The sequence below is a fragment of the Tissierella sp. P1 genome, assembly GCF_002266425.1.
In the GTDB taxonomy this organism is placed as follows: domain Bacteria; phylum Bacillota; class Clostridia; order Tissierellales; family Tissierellaceae; genus Tissierella; species Tissierella carlieri.
Genome location: NZ_NPMN01000026.1, coordinates 1 through 15,409, shown reverse-complemented (window position 1 = coordinate 15,409; position 15,409 = coordinate 1). Strand labels below are relative to the sequence as shown.

The following is a 15,409-nucleotide window of genomic DNA, read 5'->3' as shown; positions in this document are numbered from 1 at the left end:
CTCTCCCCCTCTCCCTACTTACTTTTGAATTCCAAATACTTATTTATAGCTCTAATTTGTCCTTTATATCCTGTACATCTACAAAGATTACCATTTAGATAATGATTTATTTCCTCTTCGCTAGGTTTATTTAATTCTTTACTCATTGCAAGAACTGTCATTATAAATCCAGGTGCACAATATCCGCATTGGTCCGCTCCTTCATCTGCAAGAAAATCTGCAAATTCCTTGGCCTCTTTCTGCACTCCTTCTAATGTTGTTATATTTTTATTTGCTGCTCTTACAGTAAGATAAGTACAAGACAATACTACTTGATTATCAACCATACTGCACATAATCCACAGGAGCTTGTATCACAGCCTCTCTGTACGCTTAAACAACCATTGGCTCTTAATGTATCTAATAAAACTTCGTCTGGACTAACATCTAGTGCTAACTTTCTGCCATTTACTGTTATTGTTATATTCATACATTCTCACCTCTATATATTAGATATAAAATCATTCTAAGATAAAACCTCTATACTCTTTTTGCTACTTTTATCCCTTACTTCAATTGCATCTTCCTTTTCCTTAGGGAATATAAGATTTAATATAACTGCAATAGTTGTAGCTAATACTACGCTAGATTGACCAAATAATAGCTTAAATGTTTCCGGAAACATAGCTATAGACTCTTTAGCATTGACTACACCAAGCCCAAATGCTAACGATATTCCAACTATCAGTTAGATCTAGCACCAAATTCTTGCATATTTACAAGACTTATTCCTGACATAGCTATCATTGAGAATACTACAAGAGTTCCTCCTCCAACCACCGGATTAGGAATCGTGGAAAAAGCTGCTCCCACTTTAGGACAAAGACCGGCTATAAGCAATATCACTGCCCCTACACCTAAGACATATCTACTCACTACTTTATTTAATGCAACTAACCCAGAGTTTTGGCTATACGTAGCCGTTGGAAAGTTATTTAATAAAGCCGTTACGGCACTTGAAAAACTATTTCCTATTATCCCGCCAGTAAGCTCCTCATCTGTTGCTTCTCTTCCAAGTCCGCCCATTGCTGAAACCGAGAAGTCTCCTACTATCTGAACCGATACGATAAAATACAATAAAACAAACATTACAATTACATCTAGCCTAAAATCCAGCCCAAAAGCTAATGGTTTTGGAAAGGCAAACCAAGCTGCCTCAGCTATTGGTGAAAAGTCTATCATATTAAACCCAAAGGCAACAATATAGCCTGCCAACATGCCTACTAATATGGCAGAATCCTTAAGTAAGCCTTTACCCCACTGTTGTAAGAACAATACAATAACTACAACAGTCATACCTACAATCCAATTTTGATATGATCCATAGGTGGCCGAACTAGCTCCTCCAGCTATATTGTTTATGGCTAAGCTAAACACAGAAAGTCCTAAAGACAATACTACTGTTCCAGTTACCACTGGTGGAAAATATTTTCTAACCTTCTTAAAGACTACACCAAAAATAATTGATATTAATCCTGCTACTATTTGAGCTCCAAATATTGTGGCCATACCATGTTGTCCTGCCACTGCAATACAAGTTGGCATAAAAACATAAGTTAATCCTAACATAACTGGTAATTTTGATCCTATTCTATATTCCTTTCCTAATGAAATCGGATACTCTTGCAATAGTGTTCCTATTGCAGCTCCTATCATAGCACATTGTATTAATAGTGTTGTATGAAAATGATCTAATCCTGCAGCCTGTGAAACGAGCATCATAGGTACTAGATTTGGAACAAACATTGCTATAACATGTTGCAGTCCTAATGGAAATGCCTCCCTTAATGGTGGAATTCCATCCAAGTGAAATTTTGACGTATTACTCCTGTCTCTCATAAAATTTCCTCCTCCGTTTATTAGTTTATAACTCATTTTGGAAATCTAAATTATATTAAATTTTATGAAACGATTTAAGTAAACCTTTAAATGTATCTAATAAATTTTAGCATCTAATGCCAACTTTCTGCATTTACTGTTATTGTTATATTCATTTATCCTGACCTCTGTATCGAGCAGACTTCTAACATAATTAATTGGCATCCATTTGTATTCTCTCATTTTCTTCATCTTGTAATGTTTTGTTCGGTAATATAATATTTAGTATAAATGCAACCATTGTAGCTATTACTATAGGTGATTTGCCAAATATCATTGATATAATTTCAGGGAACTGATCTAAACATTGAGGCACTGTAGTAACTCCCATTCCCATAGCTAAAGCAAGTCCAACTATAGTAACATTTCTTGCAGTAAGTTCTTCTTGGATTATTAATTTAAATCCAGTCATAGTTATCATTCCAAATATACTTACTGTTGCTCCACCAAGTACAGATGTAGGAATGGTTGTCATTAATGCACCAAATTTTGGTACAAAACCTGCTAATAGCATAAATATACCTGCAATACCGATTACAAACCTACTGATAACTTTATTCATAGCTAATAATCCGACATTTTGACTATATGAAGATGGGGGTAATCCTCCAATCAATACACCTGCTGCTGTGACTATTCCACTACCTACAATTCCTCTTGATAATTCATCCTCAGTAATCTTCCTATTCATTCCCCCCATAGTAGTTGCTGACAAATCTCCTATGGTTTGCAACGCATTTACTAATGCCAGGACTAACATACTGACTATGGCTGGAGTATGAAATGACATTGAAAAATTATTTATTTTTGGTATAGAAATAAATGCTGCCTCTGCAATAGGAGCAAAATTAACCTTATTAAGGGCTAAAGATGCAATGTATCCTGCAGCAATTCCTACTATCATTGAAGCTGATTTTAAATATCCCTTTCCAAATTGACTGCAAATAATTACTACAACTAATGTCAATAAAGCTATAGCCCAATTAGATGGTGAGCCATAATCTGGAGCGTTAATTCCGCCAGCCATATAATTTATGGCTATAGGATATAATGATAAACCAATTGTGGTAACTACCGTTCCTGTTACAAGAGGTGGAAAATATTTTATATATTTTCTAATCGTTATACCTATTAATATAGTAAAAATACCTCCTACTAATTGTGCTCCAAAAATGCCTGATAAGCCATATTCTGAGCCTATTGCCGTTAGTGTAGGTACATAAGTAAATCCAACACCAAATATAATTGGTAATCTAGAGCCTAGATTTCCAATAGGATAAATTTGCAATAGTGTTGCCAGTCCAGCAACTATTAGAGCTGCCTGAACAAGTAATGTTTTTTCTTGAGGACTTGCACCTGTTACTCCTGCAATAATTATTGGCACAGTCACTGTTCCAACTATCATTGCTAAAATATGCTGTAATGATAAAGGCAATGCTTTGGTAATAGGTGGCACTCCATTGATATCGAAAGGTGAAATGCTTTTGCTTTTGTTTCTCTTTTTCAACATAAATGTCCCTCCATAGATTATATTTTATCTCATTACCTATCGGTCTTTCTCTTTAGTGATTTAAAATATTGTTGTTTATGGATTTCGCATTTTATTCAGTCTGTATTTTTAATTTACCTCTTTTTCTAAAATTATTCTAATGTCGCAAAATCATTGATATATCGAAACTTTTTTTGATTAATGATCTCTTAATGGTGATTTATCATCAGCTATAAGACCTAATGTTTCTTTTTGTGAGTTCCATGCTTCTAGTCCATGTTTAGAAACCATTACTGCCTCAGCCACACCTTTACCTAATCTTTTTATGGTATCCATTCCAACTGTATCTTCTTCCGCTCCTTGATCCTTTGCATCTTTACTCCAGATAGTTCCTCCGATATAGCATCCACCTAAACCACCTGTCACGAGCATTTCATGCATTAGATAGAAGTTTATTATAGGGAGTTTAGCCATTTCTTGCCCCCCATATCTAGTTCCCCCTGTAGTAATAGCTGCTCCTACTTTATTTTGCAGTTTTCCAGCATGTACCAAATAAATCGGACGGAGTCTATTGAATATTGCTGTTAGCTGAGCTGTTATATTCATATCATATACTGGTGAGCCTATGATAAAAGCATCTGCCTCCAAAATTTTAGATTCTAATTCTTGTAAATCATCTTTTATAATACACATAGTCTTATTTCTAATACAAGCATCACAATGAACACAAGGTCCTATCTTTTTACCTCTTACACTCCAATACTCGGTTTCAATTTCTGTTACTGTTTCCTTAGCAGCCCTTAGTGCCTCTTGAACTGCATATTCAGTGGCTCCATGTCTCGGACTTCCACTAATTCCTAATATCTTAATCATAAGCTATACACCTCTCTTGATTTTTATAGGCAATTGATTTATATCAATATTAAGAGCATCAGCCACTGCATTACAGATCGCAGGTGCTACTGGGACTACTGCACATTCTCCAATACTCTTTGCTCCATATGGACCCTTTTCTTCTAATTCTTCTATAAAAAATGTTGTAATTTTTGGCATATCTGTAGCTCTAAACATCTTATAAGTGGAGAAATTGTTATTCAATGGTTTTCCTTTTTCGTCAAATACATAACCTTCGCTTAATGCATATCCTAATCCCATTTGAATACCACCTTCAAGTTGTCCTTCTAGAGACATAGGGTTTATCACTCTGCCTACATCATGTACTGCTACAAAATCTATAACCTTTATCTCTCTTGTTTCCTTATTAACTAAAACTTCTGCAAAGTGGGCTCCATAGGATGTAAGTCCTGCTGGAGATGCATAATCTTCTATTACAGTAAGTTCTTTATTCTTTACTCTTTGGCTATTTACTGCAATATCAGATAATGACACTTTTTTTTCTGGATTAGACTTGCTTACAACAAATCCATCTATAAGCTCTAATTCTTCCTCAACTTCGAGTAATTCCATAGCATCAGATATTATCAGTTGTTTAAGCTTCTCTGCAGTTTTTTTAGCAGCAGCACCTTCTACAAATACACCTCTGCTGGCATAATCACCTAAGTTCCAAGCACAAGCATCTGTATCTGTTTCAAAGGTTTCTACTTTATCAGGAGTTATACCAAGAACTTCTGCAATCATTTGAGTTTGCATTGTAACAGTTCCGTTCCCCATGTCATGGGTTCCTGTAATGAGAGTTAATGTTCCATCTTCATTCAATTTTAAAATTAAAGTTATAACATCTCTATGAGCTCCAAATACTCCGTTTCCATGGGCTCCTATGGCCATACCTATACCTTTGACCCAGTTGTCCTCTGCACCTATTGCTTTTTTCTTTTCATCCCATTTAAATAGTTCTCTTCCTTTTTCAATACAATCTAATACTCTTGGATTTCCCAAAGGTGAATTAAATCTTTGATCTACTCCACTTGGTTCAACAGCATTTCTCTTTTGTAATTCTACTAAATCAATATTTAATTCCCTTGATATTTTCCCTAATTGAGTTTGCTGTGCCATAAATACCTGCGGAGAACCATATCCCCTCATAGCTCCTGCCGTAATAGTATTTGTATATACAGGAATCCCCCTAAATCTCATATTAGGTATCTTATATACCTTATATATCTTATGGCTAAGGGCACCCATAACATTTAATGCACTAGATGCGTAAGCTCCTGTATTGGTATACATTTTAATGTCTTGGGCTAATATAGTTCCATCTTCTTCTACTCCTGTTTTTATATAAACTACTGCACCATGACGAGCTCTCGTAGATATAATAGTTTCAGTTCTATCTAACACAAGTTTTACAGGTCGCCTTGTCATCTTAGACAATATTGCTGCCACTGGCTCTATAGTCATTTCAAGCTTGCCACCAAATGCTCCACCTATGGTCGGTCTTATTACTCTTACCTTATGTAATGGAATATTCATTATTTGAGACAAAAGTATTCTAAATGCAAAGGTGTTTTGAGTCGGTGCCCATAGTGTAAGTTTATCTGTATAATCATATTGAGCTATGGCTACATGAGTTTCTATTGCTCCATGATGTATTGGGGGTACTTCATATCTATCTTCAAATATTCTGTCACATTCTTTAAAAGCCTTATCTACATCACCAGCATCAGCTCTCATCTCTATCACTTTATTTCCGCAAGAGTGAATATGAATTGCTTCTTCTTTTATAGCTTCCTCTACATCAAGTATTACTGGCAATTCTTCATATTCAACTTTTATTAGTTTTATGGCTTCCTTAGCTGCCTTTTCAGTTTCTGCTGCTACTGCTGCTACCCTATCTCCTACAAATCTTACTGTTTGTGGAAATACTACCTCTGTATTTGGTATATCATGCTCATAAAATCTTAAGGCACTATTATATTTAGTTTGAGGAGTGTTAAAGCAAGTAGCTATTGCTCTCACTCCGGGAACCTTTAATGCTTCAGATATATCTATACTCTTTATATTAGCGTGGGCTACTGGACTTAAAAGCATTTTTCCATATAGCATATTAGGGAGTTTCATATCACCAACATACTTAAGTTGACCTGTTACCTTTAGATTAGCATCCTTAACAGGATAACAATTACCTATTATCTTTTCTTTACTCATATTTATTCACCCCCTAATTTCTTAGCGGATAATTTTACTGCTTTAATAATTTTTACATATCCTGTGCAACGACAAAGATTATCCTTAAAAGCTTCTCTTATTTCTTCCTCAGTTGGAGAACTGTTTTTATTCAATAAATCCTGAGTTGTTATAATCATCCCTGGGGTACAATAACCACATTGTACAGCTCCCGCTTCTATAAAAGCTTCTTGTATAGGGTGAAGTTTCCCATCTGATGATGCAAATCCTTCTATAGTATATATTTTTTTATTTTCTACATTTTTAGCTAAGGTACTACAGGATTTAAAGGCTTTTCCATCGATTAAAACTTTACAAGCACCGCAGTTATTGGAGTTACATCCTCGTTTTGCTCCTGTTAAATCTAACTTTTCACGTAATACATTTATCAAGGTTTCATTTGGTTCTATTTCTAATTCATATAAAAAATTATTTATATCTAATTTTACTAACACACACGTAACCTCCTTAAAGCCTACTCCATTTAGAGACAATATATAAAATTTGATTTCTTTTATTTCTGTTAACCAATCTTCCACTTACTGATTTTATTCTTTTAATATATACTGTTCCGCATATGTCTCTCTTCTTTATGGCTGTAGCTCTGCAGACTTATCTGAATTTTCACATTCAACTTTAGATTTTATATTAAAAACCATTTGCAAGATAAATGCTATTATTGCTCCCAATACTACTGATGAATCTCCTATTAAAGTTTGAACCATAGCTGGAAAGCTGCTAAGAATACCAGGTACAGATGTCAATCCTATACTAGTAGCTATAGCTACACCAGCTATTATTTTATTGTCATTTGTAAGATCAATTGATAATATTCCTACACCAGCCATCGCTATTTGAGAAAATATTACAAGGGTAGCTCCTCCTATTACTGCAGAAGGAATAGTAGTGATTAATGCTCCTAATTTTGGTGATACACCTGCTAAAATCAATACTATAGTTCCAATTGCTACAACGAATCTACTTACAACTTTATTCATGGCTATTATAGCAGCATTTTGACTAAACGCCCCAACGGGAATAGAACTAAATAAGGATGATATAACAGAACCTATACCTATCCCTATTACTCCTGATGATAGCTCCTCGTCTGTTACTTCTCTGCCTAAGCCTCCTATGGTTGCTACTGTATAGGCCCCCATTATATCAGCTATGGCAATTATATAAATCAATATGAAAGTTATAATTACATCTGGTCTAAACTCTACTCCAAAAGCTAATGGCTGAGGTAATGCAAACCAAGCAGCACCACTAACCGCTGTAAAGTCTACCATATTAAAAGCCAATGTAATTATATATCCTACTAAAATGCCTACTAAAATTGCTATATCTTTTAATAATCCTTTTCCGAATTTCATTAACATTACTATAATGACGGCTACAATAATCCCTACTAAAAAGTTAATAGGATCACCAAAAGTTGCTGAACCTTGTCCGCCTGCTAAGTTCTTAACAGCTGTAGGAAATAGTCCAAGTCCCATACAAGTAACTACAGTTCCTGATACTACCGGTGTAAAAAATCTTCTAAACTTCTTTGAAACTACTCCGAAAAATATCATTGCTATAGCACCTATGATTTGTGCACCAACTAAAGCTGCTATTCCATGCTGCCCTACAACTGATAGACAAGCGCCTAGAAATACATAATTCGCTCCCATTATAACCGGTAACCTTGAACCTGTTTTATATCCCCCAAACAGAGGAATCGGATATAATTGAATAAGAGTTGCAATGCCTGCGACTAGCATAGAACCCTGAATTAACATAGTTGCCATAGAACCTGAAAGCCCTACAATACCTGCAATTAATATTGCCGGAACCATATTTCCAACTATCATTGCCAAGAGATGCTGCAATCCTAAAGGTACTGCTTCTCTTAGGGATGGAATTCCGTCAATATCAAACTTTGATGTATTACTTCTGTCTCTCATAAAATTTTCCCCCTCATAATCTTTGTAAGTTTTAGTGTTCTTATATATTTTAAATTACTTTAAAATAAATCTTAGGGTAGAACAGGGAAAGGTATCTTTCCCTATTTTAACTTTTACCTTATGAAACGATTTAAGTAACTCTCTAATCACGCTTTTATTATCTATATTAAATATTGAAGTTTAGGTATTAAGATACTTTCATTCTTTCTAATTAATATAAGCTGTTCCACTTATGTCCAGGGCCTTTATTTGTTATATGACCTCTTTCACATAGGTTGTCTGCTATTTCTTGTACTTTCCTAAGAACTGCCTTTTCATCCCCAACTGTTAATATCTTACTATCTTCCATAATGATATTTCCGTCCACTATTACTCCCTCAATATTTTGCATTGATGAAGAATAAACCAATGTAGATACAGGATTATGAAGGGGTATTGCCTTTGGATTTAATAAAGGATTGAATATTAATAAATCCGCTTTTTTACCTACTTCCAAAGAACCTATCTCGTTTTCCATTCCTATAGCTCTTGCACCGTCTATAGTAGCTAATTCAAGTACCTTTTCTGCCGATATTGCCACTGGGTCTAAGTTAGCTACTTTATGTTGAAGTGCCGTAAGCTTCATAAGTTCAATCATATCTTGAGAGTTATTACTAGCTGCTCCGTCAACTCCCAAACTTACAGTTATACCCTTTTTTAACATCTGAGGCACTGGTGCTACCCCTGATGATAGATACATATTACTGGCAGTATTATGTGAAACCTTCATATCATATTTTTTAGTAAGCTCCATATCTTCTTCAGTTAAATATACGCAATGTACCATCACTACATTTGGTCCAACTATTCCCAATTCCTCTAACAATTCAATATCAACTTTCCCATGTAATTCTTCAGTTGCTTCTCTGTCAAAAGGTGTTTCTGAAATGTGAACTGTAAAATGAGAATTATACTCGTTAGTTACTTTCCATAACATTTGAAGCATTTCCTTTGTATTTGACCACATAGCAGCAGGTGCTACCCATATTTTAATTCTTCCGTTTTCCGAATTATGATGCTCTTCAAATAATCTTCTTACATCTTTTTCTACAGTTTCTACATCCTGCATTATTTCTGTAGGAACACCGAATTGAGTACCTGTATTCATGCATCCTCTGCCAAGAATTCCTCTTATACCTAGTTCTTTAAATGCATCTATTATTCCGTCACAAAGATTTTCTCTGTTATGGGGATACATATAATCTACCATAGTAGTGATTCCACTACGCAATCCTTCTATACACCCTTGCATTGCTGCATAGTATGTATCCTCCCTTGTTATGAACTTTGCTGCTGGAAATGTCATTGTAGCTAACCAATCCTTTAAAACCATGTCGTCTCCCAGACCTTTGAGTAAAGTTTGGAATAGGTGATTGTGAGTATTTATAAATCCTGGGAAAATAACCTTACCTTCCGCATCTATTACCTTTTTAGCATCGCTATATTCTTTTAAAATATCCTTTGTATTTCCTACTGCGGCGATTTTATCATCTTTTATAGCTATTGCTCCGTCGAAGAATACTTCTCTTTCCTTATTAACAGTTACTATGGTGGCGTTTTTTATCAATATATCCATCATTATATATTCCTCCTATATTCTAGCTTTTTAACTATTCGGTAGACACATAAATCTTTTACTTGCCAAATACAGATTTCAATATCCCATAATATCCTCTAGCACCCTTTTCCAATTGATCAATCTCTATATATTCATCGATTGTATGAGCTAAGTTTTCCTGAGATGGTCCAAATCCAATTGTTCTTATTCCCTTTTCTCCTGCATAATGGCTGCCATTGGTACAGAAAGAATAATGAGTAATTTTTGAATCGATTCCCGCTTCCTTCAGTCCTTTGTATGCTGCTTGAATGAATTCATCATCCTAATCAAATAACCAACCAGGGAAGAACCTTTCTCCTGTTATTGTTTCTCCTGTATAACAAACTTCTGCTCCTACTGCATAGGAAACCTTTGCATTCAATTCAGAGTCTTCTTTCATCATTTCATCTAGCAACTTTTGAATCGGAGCTAATACTGACTCTTTAGTCTCTCCCACTAATAATCTTCTATCAAAAGTAGCCTTACAATATTCTGGTACTACTGATGCTCCAGGATATGGAGATGATTTAATATCTGTAAGTACAAGTATTCCTTCTCCCAATTCTTTGTGGACTGTTGGTTTAAGTCCCTGAATTTTGTCTATTATCTTTGCCATTTTATATACTGAATTAATACCTTTCTCTGGATTAGCTGAATGTGCTGGTTTACCAAATACTTCTATTATGATTTCAGCTCTGCCTCTTTGCCCAATCTTTAAATTCAATTCTGAGGATTCCCCTATAACTACATAATCTGGACTTATAGCATCACTTATCTTCCTTGCAGCTACTCCTTCAAATATTTCTTCATGAACAACACCAGCAATATAAATGTCTCCATTAAAATCTTTTCCAGTATCTTCTGCAAAATAAGCTGCGGCAGCCATCATGGCACTAACCTGTCCCTTCATATCAGAAGCTCCACGACCATATATTCTTCCTTCTGAAATTTCTCCAGAAAATGGTGCAAATGTCCATTTTAATTCATCTGTTACTGGAACAGTATCTATATGCCCGTCAAAGAGAATAGCTTTCCCTTTACCATTTCCATTGCCCTTGATATGTCCTATTACATTTCCATAACTGTCGATATAGCATTCATCATATCCTAATTCCTGAAAGTTTTTCTTTATTGCTTCTGCTACCTTTTCTTCCTGCCCTGAAACACTAGGGCATCTTATTAGTTCTTGACATATTTTTATTAACTTTTCCTTTCTTGCTTGGCTTATCATTTTTTCCTCCTTAATTTATTTAATTTTTATTACCTTGTGCATTCTCCAAACCATACAACACTTCTATATTTATCAGGATCTGTATCTCCTTCAGTACTGAACAATAAGACTCTAGAATCTTTATTAAGATTTAATCTTTCTCTTAATTGTTTATAATCATCATTTTTCATAATTTCTACCAATAATCCAGTAGTTACTGCACCAGATTCTCCCGATATTATATAAGGGTCTTCTTTCAATGGATTACCTAATATTCTCATTCCATTGGCTGCCACCCAATCAGGACATGATACAAACATTGAACTATGATTTTTAAGTATTTCCCATCCTATTGTATTGGCCTCTCCACAAGCTAGACCTGCCATTATGGTTTGTAAATCACCACCAACAGCTACAGCATTTCCATCTCCTGCTACTGCTGATTTATAAAGACAATCTGCAATATTGGCTTCTACTATAGTTGTGATTGGACAACGATCTTCGTAAATATTTGCAAACACACCTTGAACTCCTGCAGCTAAAGATCCCACTCCTGCTTGTATAAATATATGAGTAGGTCTAGTCACTCCCAGTTCCTCTAATTGCTCTACTGCTTCTAATGCCATGGTTCCATATCCTTGCATAATCCATGTAGGAATATCCTCATATCCATCCCATGCTGTATCCTGAACTACTACTCCGTTGTTTTCTTCGGCATATTTAGCAGCTAATCTTACACAGTCATCATAGTTCATATCTTCTACACTAACAGTAGCGCCTTCTTTTTGAATATTCTCAACCCTAGCACCAGATGATCCCTTTGGCATATATACTACTGATTTTTGCTTTAATTGATTTGCTGTCCATGCTACACCTCTGCCATGATTTCCATCAGTAGCAGTTACAAATATCATATCACCTAAAGCCTCTTTTATCTCTTGGGATATTAAATTTCTATATCCCAACTCTGATATGTCTTTTCCAAGTTTTTTAGCCATATACTGTGCCATGGCAAAAGAACCTCCAAGAACCTTAAATGCATTTAATCCAAATCGATATGATTCATCCTTTAAATAAATTCCTCCAAGTCCTATATCCTTTGCTAATTCTTCAAGGTTTTGTAATGGTGTTTTGGAATATTGACTAAAACTTTCATGAAAAGTTCTTGCTTTTTCAATTTCTTCTTTATTTAAAATTTTAATACATCCCTTTATATCAGTCTTTGGAAGCATATTCTCCTTCCACTTTATAACTTGACTCATATGATTCTATCTCCCTTCAAAATTATATTTTCTGTCATATTTATAATTTGCAACTTTTATGCCATTTTGTATTTATTATAGAGTGCAAATAATCATTTTTTATATATAACCTCTTAAATTACACACTTTGATATTTTTTTATCTTTTTAAAAAACGCAAAATAAAAAGTTGCTGATAAATATCAGCAACTTTTTATTTATATTTTTAACTAATAATAAATTTAATATCTTAATATCTTTATAATAAAACTAGTAAGAAATCCAGTATTTGCAATATCTTCCTCAATATATGCAATATTAATTTTAATTATTGGTTAGTATAATTAATACATGAATAAAATAGTTCAATTATCAAAATGATAAATCAATTTATCGTTTTGATAATTTTTTTAGCTTTGTATTGCACCAATTATACATATATATTTATAATAATTATCAATTTGATAATCATTCTTTAAGCTTTCTATATAAAGTGGCCACTCCTATACCTAATTTTTCCGCAGCCAGCTTCTTACTTTCTGTACTTCTCCCAAATGTATCCAAGGCTCTTTGTATATGCTCCATCTCTATTTCAGCCAATGTTTTTATATCTTCTTTATTCTGACTAATTATTATATCTTTACTATTTAAAATGTTTTTTGGAAGCATTTTCGTTGTTAGGATTTCTCTATCATCTGAAATATTTATCATAAACTCAATAGTATTTTGAAGTTCTCGTACATTTCCAGGCCAAGGATAATTCAATAAAATATCTCTGCATTCTTCATCTAAGCCTCTGACATATTTATCAAAGAGAACATTATATTTATCAATTAGCTTATCAATTATTAATTCTATATCCCCTTCTCTGTTTCTAAGAGGCGGTACTTCTATAGGAATTACATTTAATCTATAATATAAATCCTCTCTAAATTTATTTTCTCTGATTTGCTCTTCTAAATCCAAATTTGTAGCCGCAATAACCCTTATATCAAGATCAATAGGCTGATTTGATCCTATTCTAGTTACTGTTCGCTCCTGCAATACTCTTAGAAGCTTAACCTGCATATATAAAGGCATATCCCCTATTTCGTCTAAGAGTATGACTCCACCATTGGCAAGTTCAAATTTACCTATTTTTCCATTTGCATTAGCACCAGTAAATGCTCCTTTTACATATCCAAATAATTCAGATTCAATTAAAGTTTCGGTAATTGCACTGCAATTCACCGCTACAAAGGGCTTATGCCGTCTATCACTTAAATCATGTATTGCCCTAGCCACTAATTCTTTTCCTGTACCACTTTCCCCGCTTATTAGAACTGTTGACTGTGTAGGAGCTATTCTCTTTATTTTTTGCTTTAACATTTTCATAGCTTTCGACTCACCTATGATATCGTCTATATCTAATCTTCTTTCACTTGTCGTTATTTTATATATATCAGAGCTTATCTTGTTCATATTGTTAAAAATAAATACTGTTGCATATTCTTTCGATATTGAATGTATAGGTATAATATTTCCTACGAGAAAGAAGCTTCTCCTACTTATCTTAAGTTCATAAAGTTCTCCCCCCATTATGTATTCATCTTTATCTATTAGATCTACCCTTTTATCTAAATCAGTGGAAGATAACTTTAGTTCTCTCATAGCATTATTGTTAATTATAGTTATTTTGTTTTCAGCATCTAATGCAATTACACCTTTATCTATATTATTCAATATTTTCTTGAGCACATCCATTCTCTCTTCTTGCATCATAGATTCATTATATTGATATACCTTAGAGCATATAAAATCACTTATTTGGTATAAAAACTGCATTTGGGAATCTAGATCACCTAATATCCGTTGTTTTTGTTCATTAGTAGAGCAAATCAAGCCTATTACTCCTATAATTTCTTCTTCATAAATAAGTGGTGTGGATATTTCAAGTTTCTCTATACAGCTATCTTTTTGTATACATTCTATACATATCTCATGTTCACGTGGATTCTTTATTATTTGAGACCTTCCAGTTTCTATTACCTTCTTATATACAGATCCTTTATTTACTTCACCAATTTGCTCCTTAAATATTCCAGTCCCTGCAACCCTTCGCATATTTATATCTACAATTTCTACATCTACTTTTATTGCATTGGATATTATTTCAGCATATTTTTTTACATCCTCTTGAATTTTTTCTAATAAAGATATCACTTTATCTCCTCCAATAATAGGATATTATATGGATTGTATTAAATCGACTGCTAGGATAAATATTCAGGCTCCCTAAGGAGCCTGTTTTATACTATAATATACTATTTATATTCTCCCATACTATTAATTCTAGGATTTATTTATAATGTCTCATTAGTATGCATGTGTCTCACTACCCTATTATATATCTATATAATCTAATAACTCAAGTTAAAATATTGCAAATATACAAAGTTCACTGTCTCTTAATATGACATCTCGATTATTATATATACTATATCTTGTACTCTTCTAAATTTATATTTGGATAATCCTTGTTTTTACGATTATAGATATTTTCAGAGTTCTAAAGAATGAAATAAATCCATAGAACCTTTGGAAAGTGTATCTTACCAGCTATCATTATATTGTTCGCTTGTTCTCTTTGCTCTTTATATTGCTGAGTACAAAGATATTACTTTTTACCTTTTCTAGAGATATATTGCATAAATCTATATAACTTCTATTATATCTCCCTCTTTTATGATTCCACCTTTTAGAACCTTAGTAAATATTCCTTCCTTTGGCATTACACATTTGCCAACCTTCTGAGATATTGCACATCCCGTATGACATTCCTTACCTATTTGGGTTACTTCTTGAA

Annotated in this window: 14 protein-coding genes and 1 pseudogene; all 15 read right to left on the bottom strand. The window is 33.8% G+C overall.

Annotation, left to right across the window (positions count from 1 at the left end; all coding sequences use genetic code 11):
* Window positions 1-14 precede the first annotated feature (14 nt).
* Window positions 15-326, bottom strand: a complete 312-nt coding sequence (locus CIW83_RS16550) for a (2Fe-2S)-binding protein (protein ID WP_235601383.1) — start codon at window positions 324-326, stop codon at window positions 15-17.
* A complete protein-coding gene (locus tag CIW83_RS23900) occupies window positions 308-469 on the bottom strand; it encodes a 2Fe-2S iron-sulfur cluster-binding protein (RefSeq protein ID WP_235601382.1) in 162 nt (53 codons plus the stop codon). The genes CIW83_RS16550 and CIW83_RS23900 overlap by 19 nt, the downstream gene beginning before the upstream one ends.
* A gap of 36 nt (window positions 470-505) precedes the next feature.
* Window positions 506-664 carry a hypothetical protein gene (locus CIW83_RS23200; RefSeq protein WP_201259966.1) on the bottom strand — a complete coding sequence of 53 codons (159 nt, stop codon included), beginning with the start codon at window positions 662-664 and terminating at the stop codon, window positions 506-508.
* A 59-nt stretch (window positions 665-723) separates the two neighbouring features.
* Window positions 724-1,878, bottom strand: a complete 1,155-nt coding sequence (locus CIW83_RS16545; protein WP_201259965.1) for a uracil-xanthine permease family protein — start codon at window positions 1,876-1,878, stop codon at window positions 724-726.
* Between the two features lie 193 nt (window positions 1,879-2,071).
* A complete protein-coding gene (locus CIW83_RS16540) occupies window positions 2,072-3,427 on the bottom strand; it encodes a uracil-xanthine permease family protein (protein WP_094903207.1) in 1,356 nt (451 codons plus the stop codon).
* A gap of 177 nt (window positions 3,428-3,604) precedes the next feature.
* The gene (locus tag CIW83_RS16535; protein WP_094903205.1) at window positions 3,605-4,279 is read right to left on the bottom strand and encodes a flavodoxin family protein; all 675 of its coding nucleotides are present in this window, start codon (window positions 4,277-4,279) and stop codon (window positions 3,605-3,607) included.
* A gap of 3 nt (window positions 4,280-4,282) precedes the next feature.
* The gene (locus CIW83_RS16530; RefSeq protein ID WP_094903203.1) at window positions 4,283-6,511 is read right to left on the bottom strand and encodes a xanthine dehydrogenase family protein molybdopterin-binding subunit; all 2,229 of its coding nucleotides are present in this window, start codon (window positions 6,509-6,511) and stop codon (window positions 4,283-4,285) included.
* A gap of 2 nt (window positions 6,512-6,513) precedes the next feature.
* Window positions 6,514-6,984 carry a (2Fe-2S)-binding protein gene (locus tag CIW83_RS16525; protein WP_094903201.1) on the bottom strand — a complete coding sequence of 157 codons (471 nt, stop codon included), beginning with the start codon at window positions 6,982-6,984 and terminating at the stop codon, window positions 6,514-6,516.
* A gap of 135 nt (window positions 6,985-7,119) precedes the next feature.
* A complete protein-coding gene (locus tag CIW83_RS16520; protein ID WP_094903199.1) occupies window positions 7,120-8,478 on the bottom strand; it encodes a uracil-xanthine permease family protein in 1,359 nt (452 codons plus the stop codon).
* A gap of 211 nt (window positions 8,479-8,689) precedes the next feature.
* On the bottom strand, window positions 8,690-10,096 hold the full coding sequence (locus CIW83_RS16515; RefSeq protein ID WP_094903197.1) for an amidohydrolase family protein: 1,407 nt from the start codon (window positions 10,094-10,096) through the stop codon (window positions 8,690-8,692).
* Between the two features lie 55 nt (window positions 10,097-10,151).
* Complete coding sequence (locus CIW83_RS24970) at window positions 10,152-10,385, bottom strand: M20/M25/M40 family metallo-hydrolase (RefSeq protein WP_201259976.1); 234 nt, start codon at window positions 10,383-10,385, stop codon at window positions 10,152-10,154.
* A 12-nt stretch (window positions 10,386-10,397) separates the two neighbouring features.
* Window positions 10,398-11,345, bottom strand: coding sequence for a YgeY family selenium metabolism-linked hydrolase (locus CIW83_RS16510; protein ID WP_201259964.1), 948 nt, complete (start codon window positions 11,343-11,345; stop codon window positions 10,398-10,400).
* A gap of 29 nt (window positions 11,346-11,374) precedes the next feature.
* Complete coding sequence (gene dpaL / locus CIW83_RS16505; RefSeq protein WP_094903195.1) at window positions 11,375-12,586, bottom strand: diaminopropionate ammonia-lyase; 1,212 nt, start codon at window positions 12,584-12,586, stop codon at window positions 11,375-11,377.
* A 446-nt stretch (window positions 12,587-13,032) separates the two neighbouring features.
* The gene (locus CIW83_RS16500; protein WP_201259963.1) at window positions 13,033-14,766 is read right to left on the bottom strand and encodes a sigma 54-interacting transcriptional regulator; all 1,734 of its coding nucleotides are present in this window, start codon (window positions 14,764-14,766) and stop codon (window positions 13,033-13,035) included.
* A 491-nt stretch (window positions 14,767-15,257) separates the two neighbouring features.
* Window positions 15,258-15,409 (bottom strand): annotated as a pseudogene (locus CIW83_RS16495) (MOSC domain-containing protein); the annotation flags it as partial.

What these genes read in the sequence shown, in the direction of transcription:
- CIW83_RS16550 (WP_235601383.1), bottom strand. Translation starts at nt 326, where the DNA reads ATGGTTGATAATCAAGTAGTATTGTCTTGTACTTATCTTACTGTAAGA.
- CIW83_RS23900 (WP_235601382.1), bottom strand. Translation starts at nt 469, where the DNA reads ATGAATATAACAATAACAGTAAATGGCAGAAAGTTAGCACTAGATGTT.
- CIW83_RS23200 (WP_201259966.1), bottom strand. Translation starts at nt 664, where the DNA reads ATGTTTCCGGAAACATTTAAGCTATTATTTGGTCAATCTAGCGTAGTA.
- CIW83_RS16545 (WP_201259965.1), bottom strand. Translation starts at nt 1,878, where the DNA reads ATGAGAGACAGGAGTAATACGTCAAAATTTCACTTGGATGGAATTCCA.
- CIW83_RS16540 (WP_094903207.1), bottom strand. Translation starts at nt 3,427, where the DNA reads ATGTTGAAAAAGAGAAACAAAAGCAAAAGCATTTCACCTTTCGATATC.
- CIW83_RS16535 (WP_094903205.1), bottom strand. Translation starts at nt 4,279, where the DNA reads ATGATTAAGATATTAGGAATTAGTGGAAGTCCGAGACATGGAGCCACT.
- CIW83_RS16530 (WP_094903203.1), bottom strand. Translation starts at nt 6,511, where the DNA reads ATGAGTAAAGAAAAGATAATAGGTAATTGTTATCCTGTTAAGGATGCT.
- CIW83_RS16520 (WP_094903199.1), bottom strand. Translation starts at nt 8,478, where the DNA reads ATGAGAGACAGAAGTAATACATCAAAGTTTGATATTGACGGAATTCCA.
- CIW83_RS16515 (WP_094903197.1), bottom strand. Translation starts at nt 10,096, where the DNA reads ATGATGGATATATTGATAAAAAACGCCACCATAGTAACTGTTAATAAG.
- CIW83_RS16510 (WP_201259964.1), bottom strand. Translation starts at nt 11,345, where the DNA reads ATGATAAGCCAAGCAAGAAAGGAAAAGTTAATAAAAATATGTCAAGAA.
- dpaL (WP_094903195.1), bottom strand. Translation starts at nt 12,586, where the DNA reads ATGAGTCAAGTTATAAAGTGGAAGGAGAATATGCTTCCAAAGACTGAT.